This is a genomic window from Sporosarcina luteola, from assembly GCF_023715535.1.
Lineage (GTDB): Bacteria > Bacillota > Bacilli > Bacillales_A > Planococcaceae > Sporosarcina > Sporosarcina luteola_B.
Genome location: NZ_JAMBOI010000003.1, coordinates 395,994 through 409,669 on the forward strand (window position 1 = coordinate 395,994; position 13,676 = coordinate 409,669).

Here is a 13,676-nt window from a genome sequence, read left to right on the forward strand (position 1 = left end):
TTATTCCTCTTTCACCAATCCAAACACATAATGATCAACAAATTTATCATACAGCCACTCCGCTTGTTTCAAGTTACCTTCCAGCTGGAAACCGAGTCGTTGCGGAATTGCTGCGCTTTTCTGATTTTCAGTTGCTGTACGGATTTCAATCCGATTCAGCTCTAATTCATTGAAACAATAGTCAACAACCGCCTGGCAAGCTCTCGTCATCAAGCCTTTCCCTTCGAAGCCGGCTCCTAGCCAATAGCCGATAGATGTCGATTTGTTTGACCAATTAATGCTGTGCAAGCCTATTACGCCAGCAAGCTCTCCTTTGTACCAAATGCCCGCCTGGAAGCCGTCATTCCGACTGAACTGCTGCAATGTACTGCCAATAAAATTTCTCGAATCCGCCATCGTCCTCGTGAAATCGAGCCAAGGAAGCCATTCACGGAGGCTTTCCCTTGATTGATCGGTCAATTGAAATAGCTGTTCGGCATGTCTGAGTTCCAATAAACGCAACTCGATGTTTTCATCAATTCTAAAAGCAAACATTGTACTGATCCCCCTTATTTGATCCACCCGCGCCAGAAACGCATAAATCCTGACAAGCGCGCATAACTCCAATTATATACGCATAAAACTGTCCAAAAACGCATAAATGGAAATAAAAGCTCATAAATCTCGCGAAATGCGCATAAACGGAAATAATTGCGCATAAGTCAATGGCACGATCAACATATCATTCCCCTACAACAAGTTCCCAAAATCTAGTCGATGCCGGCGATAGCGGCACACTCTTCAACGAGCAGACGCCGATGCTTCGATGCGGAATCTGCTCCGTCAGCTGTACTTCATGGAGTGTTCCACTTTCCAAATAGTCCTTCGTGAACTCACGTGTGACACATGCGATCCCCATATTCATCCTAGCGAATTCAACGACGAGATCATGTGAGCCCAATTCGAACTCGGGCGAGAGCTTTACGCCTTTGGATAAAAATTGCTCCTCGACATATTTCCTCGAATTCGAACTTGGCTCAAGGAAGATGAGCGGCAGCTTGGCGAGTTCCCGGAATCCGACCGGCCTTGCAAGCAGCTTCCGATATTTATCTCCATAGACGAACGTATCGTGGATGTCCATGCAAGATGTTACATTCAACGTTGGGTCGCTGACAGGCAAATTACAGACGACGATATCGACCTCCCCCGATTTCAGGAATGAAATAAGTTCGTCCGTCGTTCCATTCTCGATTTTCAATTTGATATTCGGATAACGAGATCGGAAGGCTTCCAGTTGGGGCAGGAGAAAGTATTTCGATATCGTATCACCGACGCCGATTCGCAGCTCACCGGTTGTCAGATTTTTGAACTCGGCAATCTTTTCCTCACCGATTTCGATTAAATTGATGGCCGAATTAACATACTCCAAAAGAAGGCTTCCTTCGTTCGTCAATGTAACTCCTTTAGGCGTACGGTTGAATAGTCGTGTGTCGAGCTCCCGTTCCAACTGCATAATCGATTGGCTGATGGCAGGTTGGGTCATAAATAGTTCCTTTGCGGCCCCTGAAAAGCTTTCATTCTTGCCGACAACACAAAAAATACGGTACAAGTCTAATTTACTTACCACATAACCACCCCTTATACCCATCATTAGAACTATTAATTTTACTTATATCATTAATCAGTAGTATAGTACAAGAGGATTGTCAGTTAAGTTATACCGATAAGGAGCGATAACATTGGAAAGAGTAGTTGGAACGGTTGTCAGAGGTCTTCGTTGCCCGATTATCAACAAAGGGGACAATATTGAAGAAATCGTCGTGGATAGCGTGTTGAAAGCGGCGGAAGTCGAAGGATTTGCCATCAATGACAGAGATATCGTCACAATCACGGAATCCATCGTAGCTCGCGCTCAAGACAATTACGCGACAGTCGATCATATTGCGAAAGACGTTCAAGCAAAATTCGGCGATAGCACAATCGGCGTCATTTTTCCGATTCTAAGCCGTAACCGGTTTGCAATCTGTCTCCGCGGAATCGCAAAAGGTGCTGCGAAGAAAATCGTTTTGATGCTCAGCTATCCATCCGATGAAGTAGGCAATCACCTTGTCGATATTGATATGCTCGACGAAAAAGGCGTCAACCCATGGACGGACGTGTTGAATGAACAAGAATTCCGCAATCATTTCGGATACAATAAACATACATTCACTGGTATCGATTACATCGAGTATTATAAATCAATCGTTGAAGAATATGGCGTTGAATGCGAAGTCATCTTCTCGAACAACGCGAAGACGATTCTTGATTACACAAAAGACGTGCTCACTTGCGATATCCATACTCGTGAGAGAACAAAACGCATCTTGAAAGCGAATGGCGGCGAAAAGATCTACAGCCTTGATAATATCCTAGCCGAATCGGTCGATGGCAGTGGATTTAATGAAGCGTACGGACTTCTAGGCTCCAATAAGGCGACGGAAGACAGCGTAAAGCTGTTCCCACGCAATTGCCAGCCAGTCGTCGACACAATTCAAGCTTCATTGCAAGAAAAGACCGGCAAGCTAGTTGAAGTCATGGTTTACGGCGACGGTGCCTTCAAAGACCCAGTCGGCAAAATCTGGGAGCTCGCAGACCCTGTCGTGTCACCTGCCTATACAGCTGGCCTCGCAGGTACGCCGAACGAAATCAAATTGAAATACCTTGCAGACAACAACTTCGCTGATCTACGAGGCGAAGAGTTGAAAAAGGCGATCAATGAATTCATCGAGAACAAAGAAGAGGATCTCGTCGGTTCAATGGAATCCCAAGGGACAACTCCACGGAAACTGACTGACCTGATTGGATCGCTGTCCGACCTGACTTCAGGCAGCGGTGATAAAGGTACTCCGATTGTGTTCATACAAGGATATTTTGATAACTATACGAAATAAGATTGTGCCCTTAGTCATTTGACTGAGGGCTTTTTTGTAGTTAATCGGGATATCGATCATTTCCCCGAGTTTATCGTTCATTTCCCGAGAGTTATCGATCAATTGCGAGGAAATATCGTTCATTTCCCAGAAGTTATCGATCATTTCCCAACAGTTATTGTCATTTCGGGACTTAGGAACCGCTTAATTTATTGTTAGGATAGCTGTTCTTAAAAAAACTTGAAACGTTTCATCCACCCCGGTCACCTAATCTATAGAAGGTGGTGATTCCATGCCGAAAAAGGAAAGACTGGTGAAGAAAGCAATTAAAGGTGATCAGAACACATTGCAACTGCTTCTGAAAGAAGAGAAGGATAAGCTCTATAAAATGGCATTCATTCACATGAAAAATGAACATGATGCCCTGGAAGTATTTCAGCAAACCGTATTGGAAGTCATTGAATCAATACACCAACTAAGGAATCCGGCATATTTCAGCACGTGGGTGACACGGATTTGCATCAATGTCTCGTTGAAGGAGATTCGTAATAACAAAAAAATCGTTACAATGGAGAGCTATTCAATTCCCGACGTTATTGAGATCAGCGGCTCCATTGAAGAAAAAATGGATTTGACTAATGTCCTTTATGAATTGGATGACAAGTACAAATCTGTTCTCGTCTTGCGCTTTTTTCATGATTTCACGGTCAAGCAGATTGCGGATATACTTGGTTGTCCTGAGGGGACTGTTAAAACGAACTTACATAGGGGTCTCTCCCTGTTGAAAACAAAGTTGAAGGGAGTTTATATGGATGAAAGACGAAACGAAAATTATTGAAGACACGATGGAGGCCATTCCTGTACCGAGTGAGAAGCTGGATTCGATCATTGAGAATTCATTTAAATCAAATGCTCAATTCCGTAAAAGGACTGTCAAAAAGCGTGCTGGATATGTACTCGCCGCCACACTGGCAATTAGTATTTTAGGCGGGACGGTCATGTTGAATCCAGCGATGGCGAATATGATTAGCCAACTGCCGGTCATCGGGAATGTATTCGACTATTTCGGTTCAACTAGTAAACCTGCCTATAAGGAGTTCGGACAGCTTGCGACTGACGTCGGCCGGACTGCGGAGGATAATGGTGTTTTAATCAATATCGACCAAGGAGTCTTCGATGGGACGACAATCACTATGGCAGTGACGGTACAAACGACTAAAAATTATGGCTCAACCTTGTTTTTTGACGGCTGGCCTTCCGTTGAGGGCGAGTCCGCTGGAAATGCCAGCAACTCCTTTGAGAGAGTGAAAGGATTAGGCTACGCAGGCATTATGACCATCACTCCCCATTTTGAGAAAACACCCGATGAGGTGGATATCAACTGGGAGCCGAAAGTGTTGCTTGGTGATAAAAAAGAGGTGAAAGGCGACTGGAAGTTAAACTTCTCCCTGCCTTTAATCGAACCCGAAGTGCTGACTTTGAATGAGCTAGTTGAAAAAGATGGTGTTGCCATCCAATTCAAGGAAGTGAGAAAGACACCGTTAACCTTCAATATTTACTATCAGCAATTGGTCGACCCTGCATTGCTGGATGACTTGACGGCAGTCGAGGCGGAGCTGAAAGCCACAGATGATCTGGGGAATGAATACGAAGTTCCTTATAACGGCGGGTTTACTGAAGGTGGCGCCAGAACTCGCGAGGATCTCCAATGGAGCGCAACCATCCACAACATTGATCCGCAGGCGACCAAACTTATATTTCACCCGTTTGCGACCGTGAGCACGCTTGAAGGTTCGAAGAAAATTTATTTTGAAGACATTGAAGTAGAATTATAAATAGTAGCCCTACTGTCGGTCGTGTAAACATGACCGGCAGTTTTTTATCGATCATTTCTCAAGAGTTATCGATCAATTGCGGGAAGTTATCGGTCAATGTCACAAAGTTATCGGTCATCTACAGCGCGTTATCGGTCATTTTCACAATTTTATCGTCATTTCAGGACTTAATTACTAGTTAAGTTCTTCACTCCCATCGGCAATACCCTTCAAAATAGACTCTCAGCTAGTTGGATAAGGTAGTACATTCAACTTTCAAAGGAGGCGATTAAATGTTCATCCATTAACTGAAATTGACCTTTGGAGATTTGCCATCGCGAACACTTTAATAGAATCTCAAGCAAGCGCTGCAAGTACAAGTACGAGAGCTCTTCACCTATCAATCCGATAAATCCCTTTCCTGTCGCGCAAACGGCAGCCATTCCGCTCAAAAATGCCAATCATATGATGATTCACTTCATCCGTGCTCCCGACATAAGTCGCAGCGCCGATTCCCTTTAGCAAATTGAGCGAAAGCCGGTGAAACACGGTTCCATACCCTTTCCCTCTCCATTCCGGCACAATCCCAAAATAAAACAGACGCCCCTCATCGACAGTTCCTTGCTCGATAATGGGGATGCTCAAACCAACCGGCTCGCCGGATTTCCGGAAGATGAAGCAAGATGCCCTCCATTCAGGTCCAAGTTCATTTTCGAGTGATTCCATCACCTGCTCGATTGTGAACAGTTTATTTTTATTTGCAGATCCACTGCGGCAACGCTCGTATAGCTCCGCAAAATCCGAATCCACCATTCCCCCATCGCTTAACGGTTCGACACTTATACCCGGCGCTGGCGAAAAGGTTTCATCTAACTTCCGTGTATATTCCACAATCGTTGAGATTTTGCGGAAACCTTGTTCCAATAGATTCTTTTCATGCACAGTATCCATCAACAATGATAAATAACCGACCTTTTCTTCCTTCCATTCACCTAGCAATCGATCAAAAGCTTCCTCATATTCTTGCTTGGAAACCCCGCCTACCTTCACTTGATCAACAAGCCAATATTCATTTTGCTTCTTAATCCGATTATATAAGTTCATTTTCACATCTCCCTCGCTTCCTCCGTATAAGAAGTTTCGCCGGAGCATATACAGATTCCTGCTCGTCAGGCAAAGATTCAACTCCCCTTCCTTTGGGTAGGTTGAGTAGAGGTGACAAAATATTTTTTTGTTTGAAGAGAAGGGGCTGCTATGTTTGGACTTTCAGATTTAATTTCGTTGATCATCTCCGTCTTCATCATTCTGCCAGTTGTCACGTTCATTAGGGAATCCGGATATTTTATCATAAGTGCCATTTTTGGCGTCAAGAATCCAAGGCTGACGATCGGATCGGGACCTCGTTTTAAAAAAATCGGCATTTTTGACATTCGAAGATATTATCACTTATATAGTTGGTTTTCTTTTGATTCCTTGAAAAGGGATAACAAGTTTGCATATATATGCATTTACGCCGGGCCTATCCTCATTAATCTTGCGGTGGCTTTTGCCATCAATACTTTGCTGGCGAATGGTTTCTTGGAAGATTTTCGGACCTTTTGGGAACGCTTCATATTTTATGTATTCTACTATGTGCTGTTGGATATTGTCCCAATGTTCACCGTGAACGGAAAACCGAACAATGGCATGGTTTTATACGAATTGCTCCGTTATGGAAAACGGACTGATTACAACACCGAGCCTATCATTCCCGCCACAACTGACGTGGAGGAAGAAGTTCAGGAACAAATGGAGAAAATCGAGGAAATTATTGAGGAAGAAAAAGAAGAGTGACAGCAGCCCACATTCGTGGGTTAGCTGTCACTCTTGTTATTGTTCGTCTTTATCAGATAACTTTCGTTCCTTCGTGAAGTCCGGTTCTTCTCCGAACTCAGTATAGGCCGGAGTGGAAGTGCGGCTCCGAGTCTCAACGGCTTCCTTATTCTCATCCGGTTTGAATAAAAGACCTAAACAAATCAATCCGCTAATTGCTACAAGGGCATAAACCACCCTTGACATAAATGCATCCTGTCCGCCAAATAATGACGCAACCAAGTCAAATTGGAAAAAAGCGATCAATCCCCAATTCAATGCTCCTATGATAACCAATGCCAATGCAATACGTCGAAGCGCTCCCATACATATTCCTCCTCTATAAACAATTATAATTAGCTTTTGCTAAATGAGGATTTTCATACATGCCGAACGACGCCAAAAATAACCAATCGCTACCGAACCAGGCATTTTTCATTGTCAGTTCATTAATAATTGTTGCTATTCCATATTTTTTTAGCTAAGGACGTATTGAATTTAAATTGAAATTCACGCAATAATTCAGGTCTACTCCAATCAAAACGATTGGTTTTTTCATTACTTTTTGATAAAATGGTGGGGTGAGCATTAATAAAAAGAAGTTTGATTTTAAATTTGCCTAAGGGCTAAAGGAGTGAGCGATTCACAATAAGGAGCTGGAATTTATGACAACAGAACAAACTACTACATTGCAACAAGACACAGGAGAAGAGGTCGTTCGGGATTATTCTTTGGACCGTGTACCTCGCGAGGAACGAAAAGCTAGCTGGCTTAGCATAACGAACATTACGTTCGGTATCGCTACAGCGATTTTTTACTTCCAAATGGGAAGTGTGATGGCACTTCAATTCGGAGCACCCAATGCCCTTTTATCCGCAGGCTACGCAATTATCGTGGCGGGTATACTCGGTACAGTCATTGTGTACTTATCTGCGAAAACCGGCATGAATGTGAACCTCCTATCGAGGGGCGGCGGCTTCGGCTATATTGGAGCATCTTTGACATCACTCATCTACGCATCGAATTTTATTATGTATTGTGCTTTTGAAGGCCTAATTCTAATATCAGCCGTACATCATTTTCTACCCTCCTTTCCGAAATGGGTTTTAATCCTCGTATTTGGACTCATTGTTATTCCTCTTAATTGGTTTGGAATTCAACAACTGGACAAGCTGCAAAAATGGTCATTACCAATTTTTATCCTCTTTTTGATCACTGCGATTGTCATTTCTTTTATCAAACCTGCTATTTATACGGGTCCTGTTTTCTCTTACATGCCAGAAGGAGTCCAGCTTGGCGGAACCGCGCTGCTGTTCTGCATCGGTATGCATAATGGGATTATGGGCTTGACCGCTCTTCTCGCTTCAGATTATGCCCGCTTTTTACGCCCTAAAGATATCAAAATCGGATCTTTAGCAATCGGGTTCATTCCTCAAATTTTTTGTTATGGCGTTATGGGAGGATTAGGCATCTGGTTCGGTGTCCGTTATTTGGAGTCGGATCCAGGCGTTTATATTGTACTGCTGCTCGGAATCGGCGGTGCGTTATTTACCATGTTGACGCAATTGCGTATTAATGTCACAAATATTTATAGTAGTTCACTCTCCTTATCAAACTTCTTTGAAAACATCTTCCGTTTCACCCCCGGCCGACGATTTTGGGTCGTTGTCTCCGCATTGACGGCGATTGCTCTAATGCTCGGCGGCATTGTAGACCATCTTGCTACGGTCATGACATTCCAAGGAGTCTTCCTGTTCTCATGGGCGTCCATCTTGGTGACGGATGCGCTAGTCGTAAAAAAATGGTTGAAAATCGGACCGAATTATTATGTTGCCACACAAGAGTATTTGTATAAGTGGAATCCGGTCGGCGTTGTTTCCCTCCTCGTTTCAAGTGTGATCGGCACAGTTGCCGCACTTGGCTATATGGGATTATTCCTCCAATCGACAGCCGCGTTTTTCGCTGCGGTGCTCGCCGCTATTTTGACGGTCATCATCGCGATACTGACAAAGGGCGCATATTATTTGCAACAAGAACCAACTGATATTGTCGAAGAGGACAAACTGAAACGCTGAATGACAAAAGCCATGCCTAAATTGAAAAGGGCATGGCTTTTTTAAGCAAAACATATGGGTCAGAAGTCCTAAAATGACAATATATCTTGGGAAATGATCGATAACTTTCGGGAAATGAACGATATTAGTCGTATGGTGATCGTTATATCCCGTGAAATAATCGATATCTGTCCCGAAATGATTGATATCTTTTGCGCGGCAAATGAAAAGAGCCATTCCAATTTGCAAAATCAACCGGAATGGCTCTTCTCATCTTTTATTGAAACGCTGGAATTGCGGTTTCGTCGTAGTTCTTTTCTAGAAACTTGCGTACTTCAGGGCTTGTCATTGCATCTGCCAACTTTTGAATCGGCTCCCAGTCTTTATTGTCTTCACGTGCGATTAACGTGATTGCAAAGTCATTTTCGACTCCTTCTGTTAGCAATGCATCGCTTTTCGGTGTCAATCCAAGTGGCGCGGCATATGCCGGTGTCATAACAACTGCATCTGCATCGTCATACATACGCGCAAGCATCAGCAAATCGACTTCCTCGAACTTATAGTTTTTCGGATTGTCGGTAATATCCGCTTTTGTATAATATGTGTCTTTCTTTTCACCTAACGTAATGACTTCATGCTGAGCGAGCAATGACAACGACCGGTCGATGTTTGAAACGTCGTTCGCCATTGCGATGACAGCGCCTTCCGGCAGTTCATCAATTGATGCGAAGTCTTTGGAGTAAACACCGTAATTCGCAAAGTAGATCGGTGTAATCGGAACTAAGTTTGCATTATTATTGCGGTTGAATTCCTCCATATACGGAACGTGTTGGAAGAAGTTCGCATCCACTTCTTTCGCTGCAAGTGCGCTATTCGGCTGGACATTATCGCCTAATACAACAACTTCAAGATTGATTCCTTCCTCAGCAAGCTTCGGTTTTACAAGCTCAAGAATTTCCGTCATTGGCGGAATCAACGAAGCGACTTTCAACGTCACTGTTTCATCTTTCTCTTCTACTTTAGCAGGGGTATCCGCTGCTTTATCCTTGCCGCAGCCTGCTAATAAAACGAGCAGCAACGCCATCAACAATAATAGTTTTCTCATGTTGTTTCCTCCTGTTATCGTTTATCTATCATTCTTGATACAGTTGTCCCCGTAAATTGGATGAGCTGCACCAGTATGACCATTATGATAATCATGTACATCATTAAATCCGTTTTGAATTGCTGGTAACCGTACCGGATGGCAAAGTCTCCAATGCCGCCGCCTCCGACGACACCCATTATCGTTGAATACGATATGAAACTGATGATTGACGTCGTTAATCCTAAAACGAGTCCTGAGCGGGCCTCGACGTATAAGAATTTAAAGATGACTTGTCTGACCGACGCCCCCATAGCGATTGCCGCCTCCATTACCCCTTTCGGCACATCGAGTAAAGATTGTTCAACGAGACGGGAATAATGCGCAATAGCGATTATCGATAATGGCACGGTTGCTGCCGTCGTTCCGATTGCGGTTCCAATGAGCATCCTTGTGAACGGGATGAGGAAAACGACCAATAATAGGAACGGGAATGAACGGATGATATTCACCAATAAATTCAATACTGAAAAGACAACCGGATTCTCATAGATCTGCCCTTTCCTGCACAAAAAGAGCAATGTGCCGACGGGAAGCCCGACGAACACGGCTGCAGCGATTGAAACCCCAACCATTATGAAGGTCTCCCCTATTGAACTCCAAATTTCCGCTTCATATTGAAGTAAAACGTCAGGCATGACCCACGTCACCGTCCTTTGTCAGCTGATCCACAAAGAACTTCGGGCTGTTGTTCATCATTCCAATCCCTCTCGGCTGGATGGAAACCGTATCGTATACTTGTCCTTCACTCATGACCGTGACGCGGTTGCAGATACTTTTGATCACATCCATCTCATGGCTGACAATGACAATCGTCACTCCGAAGCTCCGGTTAATGTTTTGCAACACAGTTAGAATCTCTGCAGACGTATTCGGATCGAGCGAAGACGTCGGTTCATCGCATAGCAAAACCTGCGGATTGTTCGCCAATGCCCTGGCGATTGCCACGCGTTGCTTTTGCCCGCCGCTCAATTGGGCAGGGTACTTGTCCATATAACTTTCCAATCCGACAAAATGAAGGCATTCCTCCACTCGGGATCGGCGACCTTTTTTAGGGAATTTAGCCAACTCCAACGATGCAGCGACGTTATCATACACTGTTTTATTTGCCACCAAATTAAAATGCTGAAATATCATTCCAATTGATTTCCTCGCCTGGCGGAGTTGTTTGCTGTTCAAGTTTGTCAGCATCTGATGATTGACCACCACATCCCCGTCATCTGGGCTTTCTAACAAATTCATCAGTCGCAGAAGCGTCGATTTGCCGGCGCCACTCGCCCCAATAATGCCATGAATTTCGCCTTTTTCTATTGACAGGGAGACTGATTGAATAGCCTGATAACCCGAATAACTTTTACTGATATTATGTAATGTAATCATAAAAAAATCCCCTTTCCACGATTTGAAGGGTGATTGCGACGTTATCTATTATAACCCAATCTGACTAGGCTGTCATATTATCATTTATATACTATTATTGGTAATTTCAAACTGTTCCTGGTTATTGAAAAAGTTTCCTGTTCTAAAAAGTTAGACTTCCAAGGCTGCCAAATCATCGATTATAATTTAGCAAAGGGGAGATGAACATGCTGCATTTAGAATCAATTACGAAGGACAATTGGGTGAAAGCCATTTCACTTCGCGTCCGGGGAGATCAAGTGAATTTCGTCGCGTCAAATGCGGTGTCGCTTGCCCAGTTGAATTTCCTTGAAAACTTCCACGCCAAAGGAATTTACCTGGGCGAGGAAATGATCGGATTTGCCCTTTACGGTATCGATGAAGACGATCATGAATACTGGATTTATCGAATGATGATCGACCAAAAACATCAGGGAAAAGGGTATGGAAAAGAAGCGATTCAACTTGTAATTGATGATATTCAGTCCATTAAAGAAGATCACCATCATACAATCACGCTTTCTTATGAACCGGCAAATGAACATGCAAAACGCATTTATGAAAAGATGGGGTTTAAAGAAGTCGAAGGGCTACTTATTAGCGACGAACAAGTGGCGCGCTATACATTCTGAACAAGCAAAAAAAGCTGACTACGGTACGATTCCGAGTCAGCTTTCCTAGTTTATTCTTTTATACTTGGCTCTTCTTCTACAACCAACGTGTCATCCACGTTTGGCACTTCCCTGTCTACTCCCAGGGCTGGGTCTTGCTCGGTATCCCCGGTTTCAACAACAACAGATTCTTCTACCAATGACTCTGTTTCTTCATTTGAAGATTCCTGTTCGTCTGTCTGGTCCACAAGACCAAGCGCCTGCGCGGTTGTCGCATGGATTTCCTTAAGGAGATCCGGATTGTTGACGAGCGACAAGCCATAAGAAGGAATCATTTCTTTGATTTTCGGTTCCCACTCTTTGATGTGTTGCGGGAAGCATCTATTTAGAATTTCCAGCATGACGTGAACGGCAGTGGAAGCTCCTGGGGAGGCTCCGAGCAATGCAGCGATCGAGCCGTCTGAAGCATTGACGACTTCCGTACCGAATTGAAGCGTCCCTTTGCCGCCCGCCTCCGTGTCTTTGATGACTTGGACGCGTTGACCGGCTACGACGGTATCCCAATCCTCGCTTTTCGCGCTCGGGATGAAGCCGCGCAACTCCTCTATCCGCTGTTCCTTCGATAGCATCAGTTGCTGAATCAAGTATTTCGTCAATGACATTTCCTTCGCGCCTGCCGCCAACATCGTAATGACATTGCTCGGTTTCACGGAAGTGATGAGATCCATATTGGAGCCCGTTTTCAGGAACTTCGGCGAGAAGCCGGCGAACGGTCCGAACAACAATGATTTTTGATTATCAATATATCTTGTATCAAGATGCGGAACAGACATCGGCGGAGCACCTACCGAAGCTTTGCCGTAAACTTTGGCGTGATGCTGCTCGACAATCTCGGGATTTTTGCACACTAGGAAGAGACCACTTACCGGGAATCCCCCAATATGCTTTCCTTCAGGAATACCGGATTTTTGCAAGAGATGTAAACTTCCTCCTCCGGCACCGATAAAGACGAATTTCGCGGTATGGCGTTCAACGGCTCCGCTATCGAGATTTTTCACTTTCAGTTCCCACAGACCATCAGCTGTACGTTTCAATTGGTTCACACTATGGTTATAGTTTATATCAACATTACTATTCTTCAAATGGTTAAATAACATGCGTGTCAAAGCGCCAAAGTTAACGTCCGTGCCTGCATCAATCTTTGTCGCTGCCAGTGGTTCATTCACGGTCCTGTCTTTCATCATGAGCGGAAGCCATTCCTTTAACTGCTCGGGGTCATCGGAGAATTCCATCCCTTCGAACAGCGGATTATTGGAAAGCGCTTCAAAACGCTTTTTCAAAAACTCAACATTGTCTTTCCCGTGCACATAGCTCATATGAGGCAATGGCATAATGAAGTCTTCTGGATTACTGATCAATTGATTATTCACGAGATAAGACCAAAACTGCATAGAGAGCTGGAACTGTTCGTTGACCTTAATTGCTTTACTAATATCTAAAGTTCCGTCTGGCTTTTCATTGGTGTAGTTGAGCTCGCACAGTGCAGCATGTCCAGTCCCCGCATTGTTCCATTCATTGGAGCTTTCTTCTCCTGCGCCCGGGAGCTTCTCAAACACTGTAATTTTCCAGTCCGGTGCCAATTCCTTCAACATTGTTCCCAAAGTTGCACTCATGATTCCGGCGCCAATTAAGATGACGTCTGATTTTGTTTCTCCGTTGCTCATTTTTATCATCCTTATATCCTGAATTTGCAGAAAGGATGTAGACGCTCCTTCTTAGGCGTCAAAACAAGACAAGACGCGAGCTAGGAACACACCTTTTCTGTTCAATAATAACCTCATATATTATATCACAATCTTTTGTCAGGATGCCCCCATATGCATAATTGTTTAATTGTTTAGGTGAATTGAGTG

Annotated in this window: 14 protein-coding genes; 6 read left to right on the plus strand and 8 right to left on the minus strand. The window is 44.0% G+C overall.

The window, feature by feature from the left end; translation table 11 throughout:
• Positions 1–534, minus strand: coding sequence for a GNAT family N-acetyltransferase (locus M3191_RS09065; RefSeq protein WP_251700065.1), 534 nt, complete (start codon positions 532–534; stop codon positions 1–3).
• Between the two features lie 187 nt (positions 535–721).
• Positions 722–1,606, minus strand: coding sequence for a LysR family transcriptional regulator (locus M3191_RS09070; RefSeq protein ID WP_251700066.1), 885 nt, complete (start codon positions 1,604–1,606; stop codon positions 722–724).
• Between the two features lie 112 nt (positions 1,607–1,718).
• On the opposite strand from M3191_RS09070, the gene M3191_RS09075 reads away from it, so the two are divergent.
• From M3191_RS09075 to M3191_RS09085, 3 genes are all read left to right on the plus strand, one after another.
• Positions 1,719–2,912, plus strand: a complete 1,194-nt coding sequence (locus M3191_RS09075) for a coenzyme F420-0:L-glutamate ligase (RefSeq protein ID WP_251695746.1) — start codon at positions 1,719–1,721, stop codon at positions 2,910–2,912.
• Positions 2,913–3,183: 271 nt separating this feature from the next.
• Entirely contained in the window at positions 3,184–3,729 is a 546-nt protein-coding gene (locus tag M3191_RS09080; RefSeq protein ID WP_251700067.1) for a sigma-70 family RNA polymerase sigma factor, read from the plus strand.
• The gene (locus M3191_RS09085) at positions 3,704–4,726 is read left to right on the plus strand and encodes a DUF4179 domain-containing protein (protein ID WP_251700068.1); all 1,023 of its coding nucleotides are present in this window, start codon (positions 3,704–3,706) and stop codon (positions 4,724–4,726) included. Before M3191_RS09080 ends, M3191_RS09085 begins: the two co-directional genes overlap by 26 nt.
• Positions 4,727–5,098: 372 nt before the next feature.
• Here the strand turns inward: M3191_RS09085 and M3191_RS09090 are convergent, their stop codons facing one another.
• Positions 5,099–5,809, minus strand: a complete 711-nt coding sequence (locus M3191_RS09090) for a GNAT family N-acetyltransferase (RefSeq protein ID WP_251700069.1) — start codon at positions 5,807–5,809, stop codon at positions 5,099–5,101.
• A 150-nt stretch (positions 5,810–5,959) separates the two neighbouring features.
• On the opposite strand from M3191_RS09090, the gene M3191_RS09095 reads away from it, so the two are divergent.
• Positions 5,960–6,538 (plus strand): hypothetical protein, encoded by a 579-nt coding sequence (locus M3191_RS09095; RefSeq protein ID WP_251700070.1) that lies wholly within the window; start codon positions 5,960–5,962, stop codon positions 6,536–6,538.
• 36 nt (positions 6,539–6,574) lie between these two features.
• Here the strand turns inward: M3191_RS09095 and M3191_RS09100 are convergent, their stop codons facing one another.
• Entirely contained in the window at positions 6,575–6,883 is a 309-nt protein-coding gene (locus M3191_RS09100; protein WP_251700071.1) for a DUF378 domain-containing protein, read from the minus strand.
• 338 nt (positions 6,884–7,221) lie between these two features.
• On the opposite strand from M3191_RS09100, the gene M3191_RS09105 reads away from it, so the two are divergent.
• The gene (locus tag M3191_RS09105) at positions 7,222–8,631 is read left to right on the plus strand and encodes a purine-cytosine permease family protein (RefSeq protein ID WP_251695760.1); all 1,410 of its coding nucleotides are present in this window, start codon (positions 7,222–7,224) and stop codon (positions 8,629–8,631) included.
• Between the two features lie 256 nt (positions 8,632–8,887).
• On the opposite strand, the gene M3191_RS09110 is transcribed toward M3191_RS09105, so the two are convergent.
• The 3 genes from M3191_RS09110 to M3191_RS09120 are packed head-to-tail and all read right to left on the minus strand — an operon-like array spanning position 8,888 to position 11,134.
• Entirely contained in the window at positions 8,888–9,715 is an 828-nt protein-coding gene (locus M3191_RS09110; protein ID WP_251700072.1) for a MetQ/NlpA family ABC transporter substrate-binding protein, read from the minus strand.
• Positions 9,716–9,729: 14 nt separating this feature from the next.
• On the minus strand, positions 9,730–10,392 hold the full coding sequence (locus M3191_RS09115) for a methionine ABC transporter permease (RefSeq protein ID WP_251700073.1): 663 nt from the start codon (positions 10,390–10,392) through the stop codon (positions 9,730–9,732).
• Positions 10,385–11,134, minus strand: coding sequence for a methionine ABC transporter ATP-binding protein (locus M3191_RS09120; protein ID WP_251700074.1), 750 nt, complete (start codon positions 11,132–11,134; stop codon positions 10,385–10,387). Before M3191_RS09120 ends, M3191_RS09115 begins: the two co-directional genes overlap by 8 nt.
• Positions 11,135–11,340: 206 nt before the next feature.
• On the opposite strand from M3191_RS09120, the gene M3191_RS09125 reads away from it, so the two are divergent.
• Positions 11,341–11,784, plus strand: coding sequence for a GNAT family N-acetyltransferase (locus M3191_RS09125; protein ID WP_251700075.1), 444 nt, complete (start codon positions 11,341–11,343; stop codon positions 11,782–11,784).
• Positions 11,785–11,834: 50 nt separating this feature from the next.
• Here the strand turns inward: M3191_RS09125 and M3191_RS09130 are convergent, their stop codons facing one another.
• Positions 11,835–13,487, minus strand: a complete 1,653-nt coding sequence (locus M3191_RS09130) for a malate:quinone oxidoreductase (protein WP_251700076.1) — start codon at positions 13,485–13,487, stop codon at positions 11,835–11,837.
• Positions 13,488–13,676: the final 189 nt, after the last annotated feature.

Coding starts and splice junctions, on each gene's coding strand:
- M3191_RS09110 (WP_251700072.1), bottom strand. CDS start 9,715: ATGAGAAAACTATTATTGTTGATGGCGTTGCTGCTCGTTTTATTAGCA.
- M3191_RS09105 (WP_251695760.1), top strand. CDS start 7,222: ATGACAACAGAACAAACTACTACATTGCAACAAGACACAGGAGAAGAG.
- M3191_RS09090 (WP_251700069.1), bottom strand. CDS start 5,809: ATGAACTTATATAATCGGATTAAGAAGCAAAATGAATATTGGCTTGTT.
- M3191_RS09065 (WP_251700065.1), bottom strand. CDS start 534: ATGTTTGCTTTTAGAATTGATGAAAACATCGAGTTGCGTTTATTGGAA.
- M3191_RS09100 (WP_251700071.1), bottom strand. CDS start 6,883: ATGGGAGCGCTTCGACGTATTGCATTGGCATTGGTTATCATAGGAGCA.
- M3191_RS09095 (WP_251700070.1), top strand. CDS start 5,960: ATGTTTGGACTTTCAGATTTAATTTCGTTGATCATCTCCGTCTTCATC.
- M3191_RS09115 (WP_251700073.1), bottom strand. CDS start 10,392: ATGCCTGACGTTTTACTTCAATATGAAGCGGAAATTTGGAGTTCAATA.
- M3191_RS09080 (WP_251700067.1), top strand. CDS start 3,184: ATGCCGAAAAAGGAAAGACTGGTGAAGAAAGCAATTAAAGGTGATCAG.
- M3191_RS09120 (WP_251700074.1), bottom strand. CDS start 11,134: ATGATTACATTACATAATATCAGTAAAAGTTATTCGGGTTATCAGGCT.
- M3191_RS09125 (WP_251700075.1), top strand. CDS start 11,341: ATGCTGCATTTAGAATCAATTACGAAGGACAATTGGGTGAAAGCCATT.
- M3191_RS09130 (WP_251700076.1), bottom strand. CDS start 13,487: ATGAGCAACGGAGAAACAAAATCAGACGTCATCTTAATTGGCGCCGGA.
- M3191_RS09085 (WP_251700068.1), top strand. CDS start 3,704: ATGAAAGACGAAACGAAAATTATTGAAGACACGATGGAGGCCATTCCT.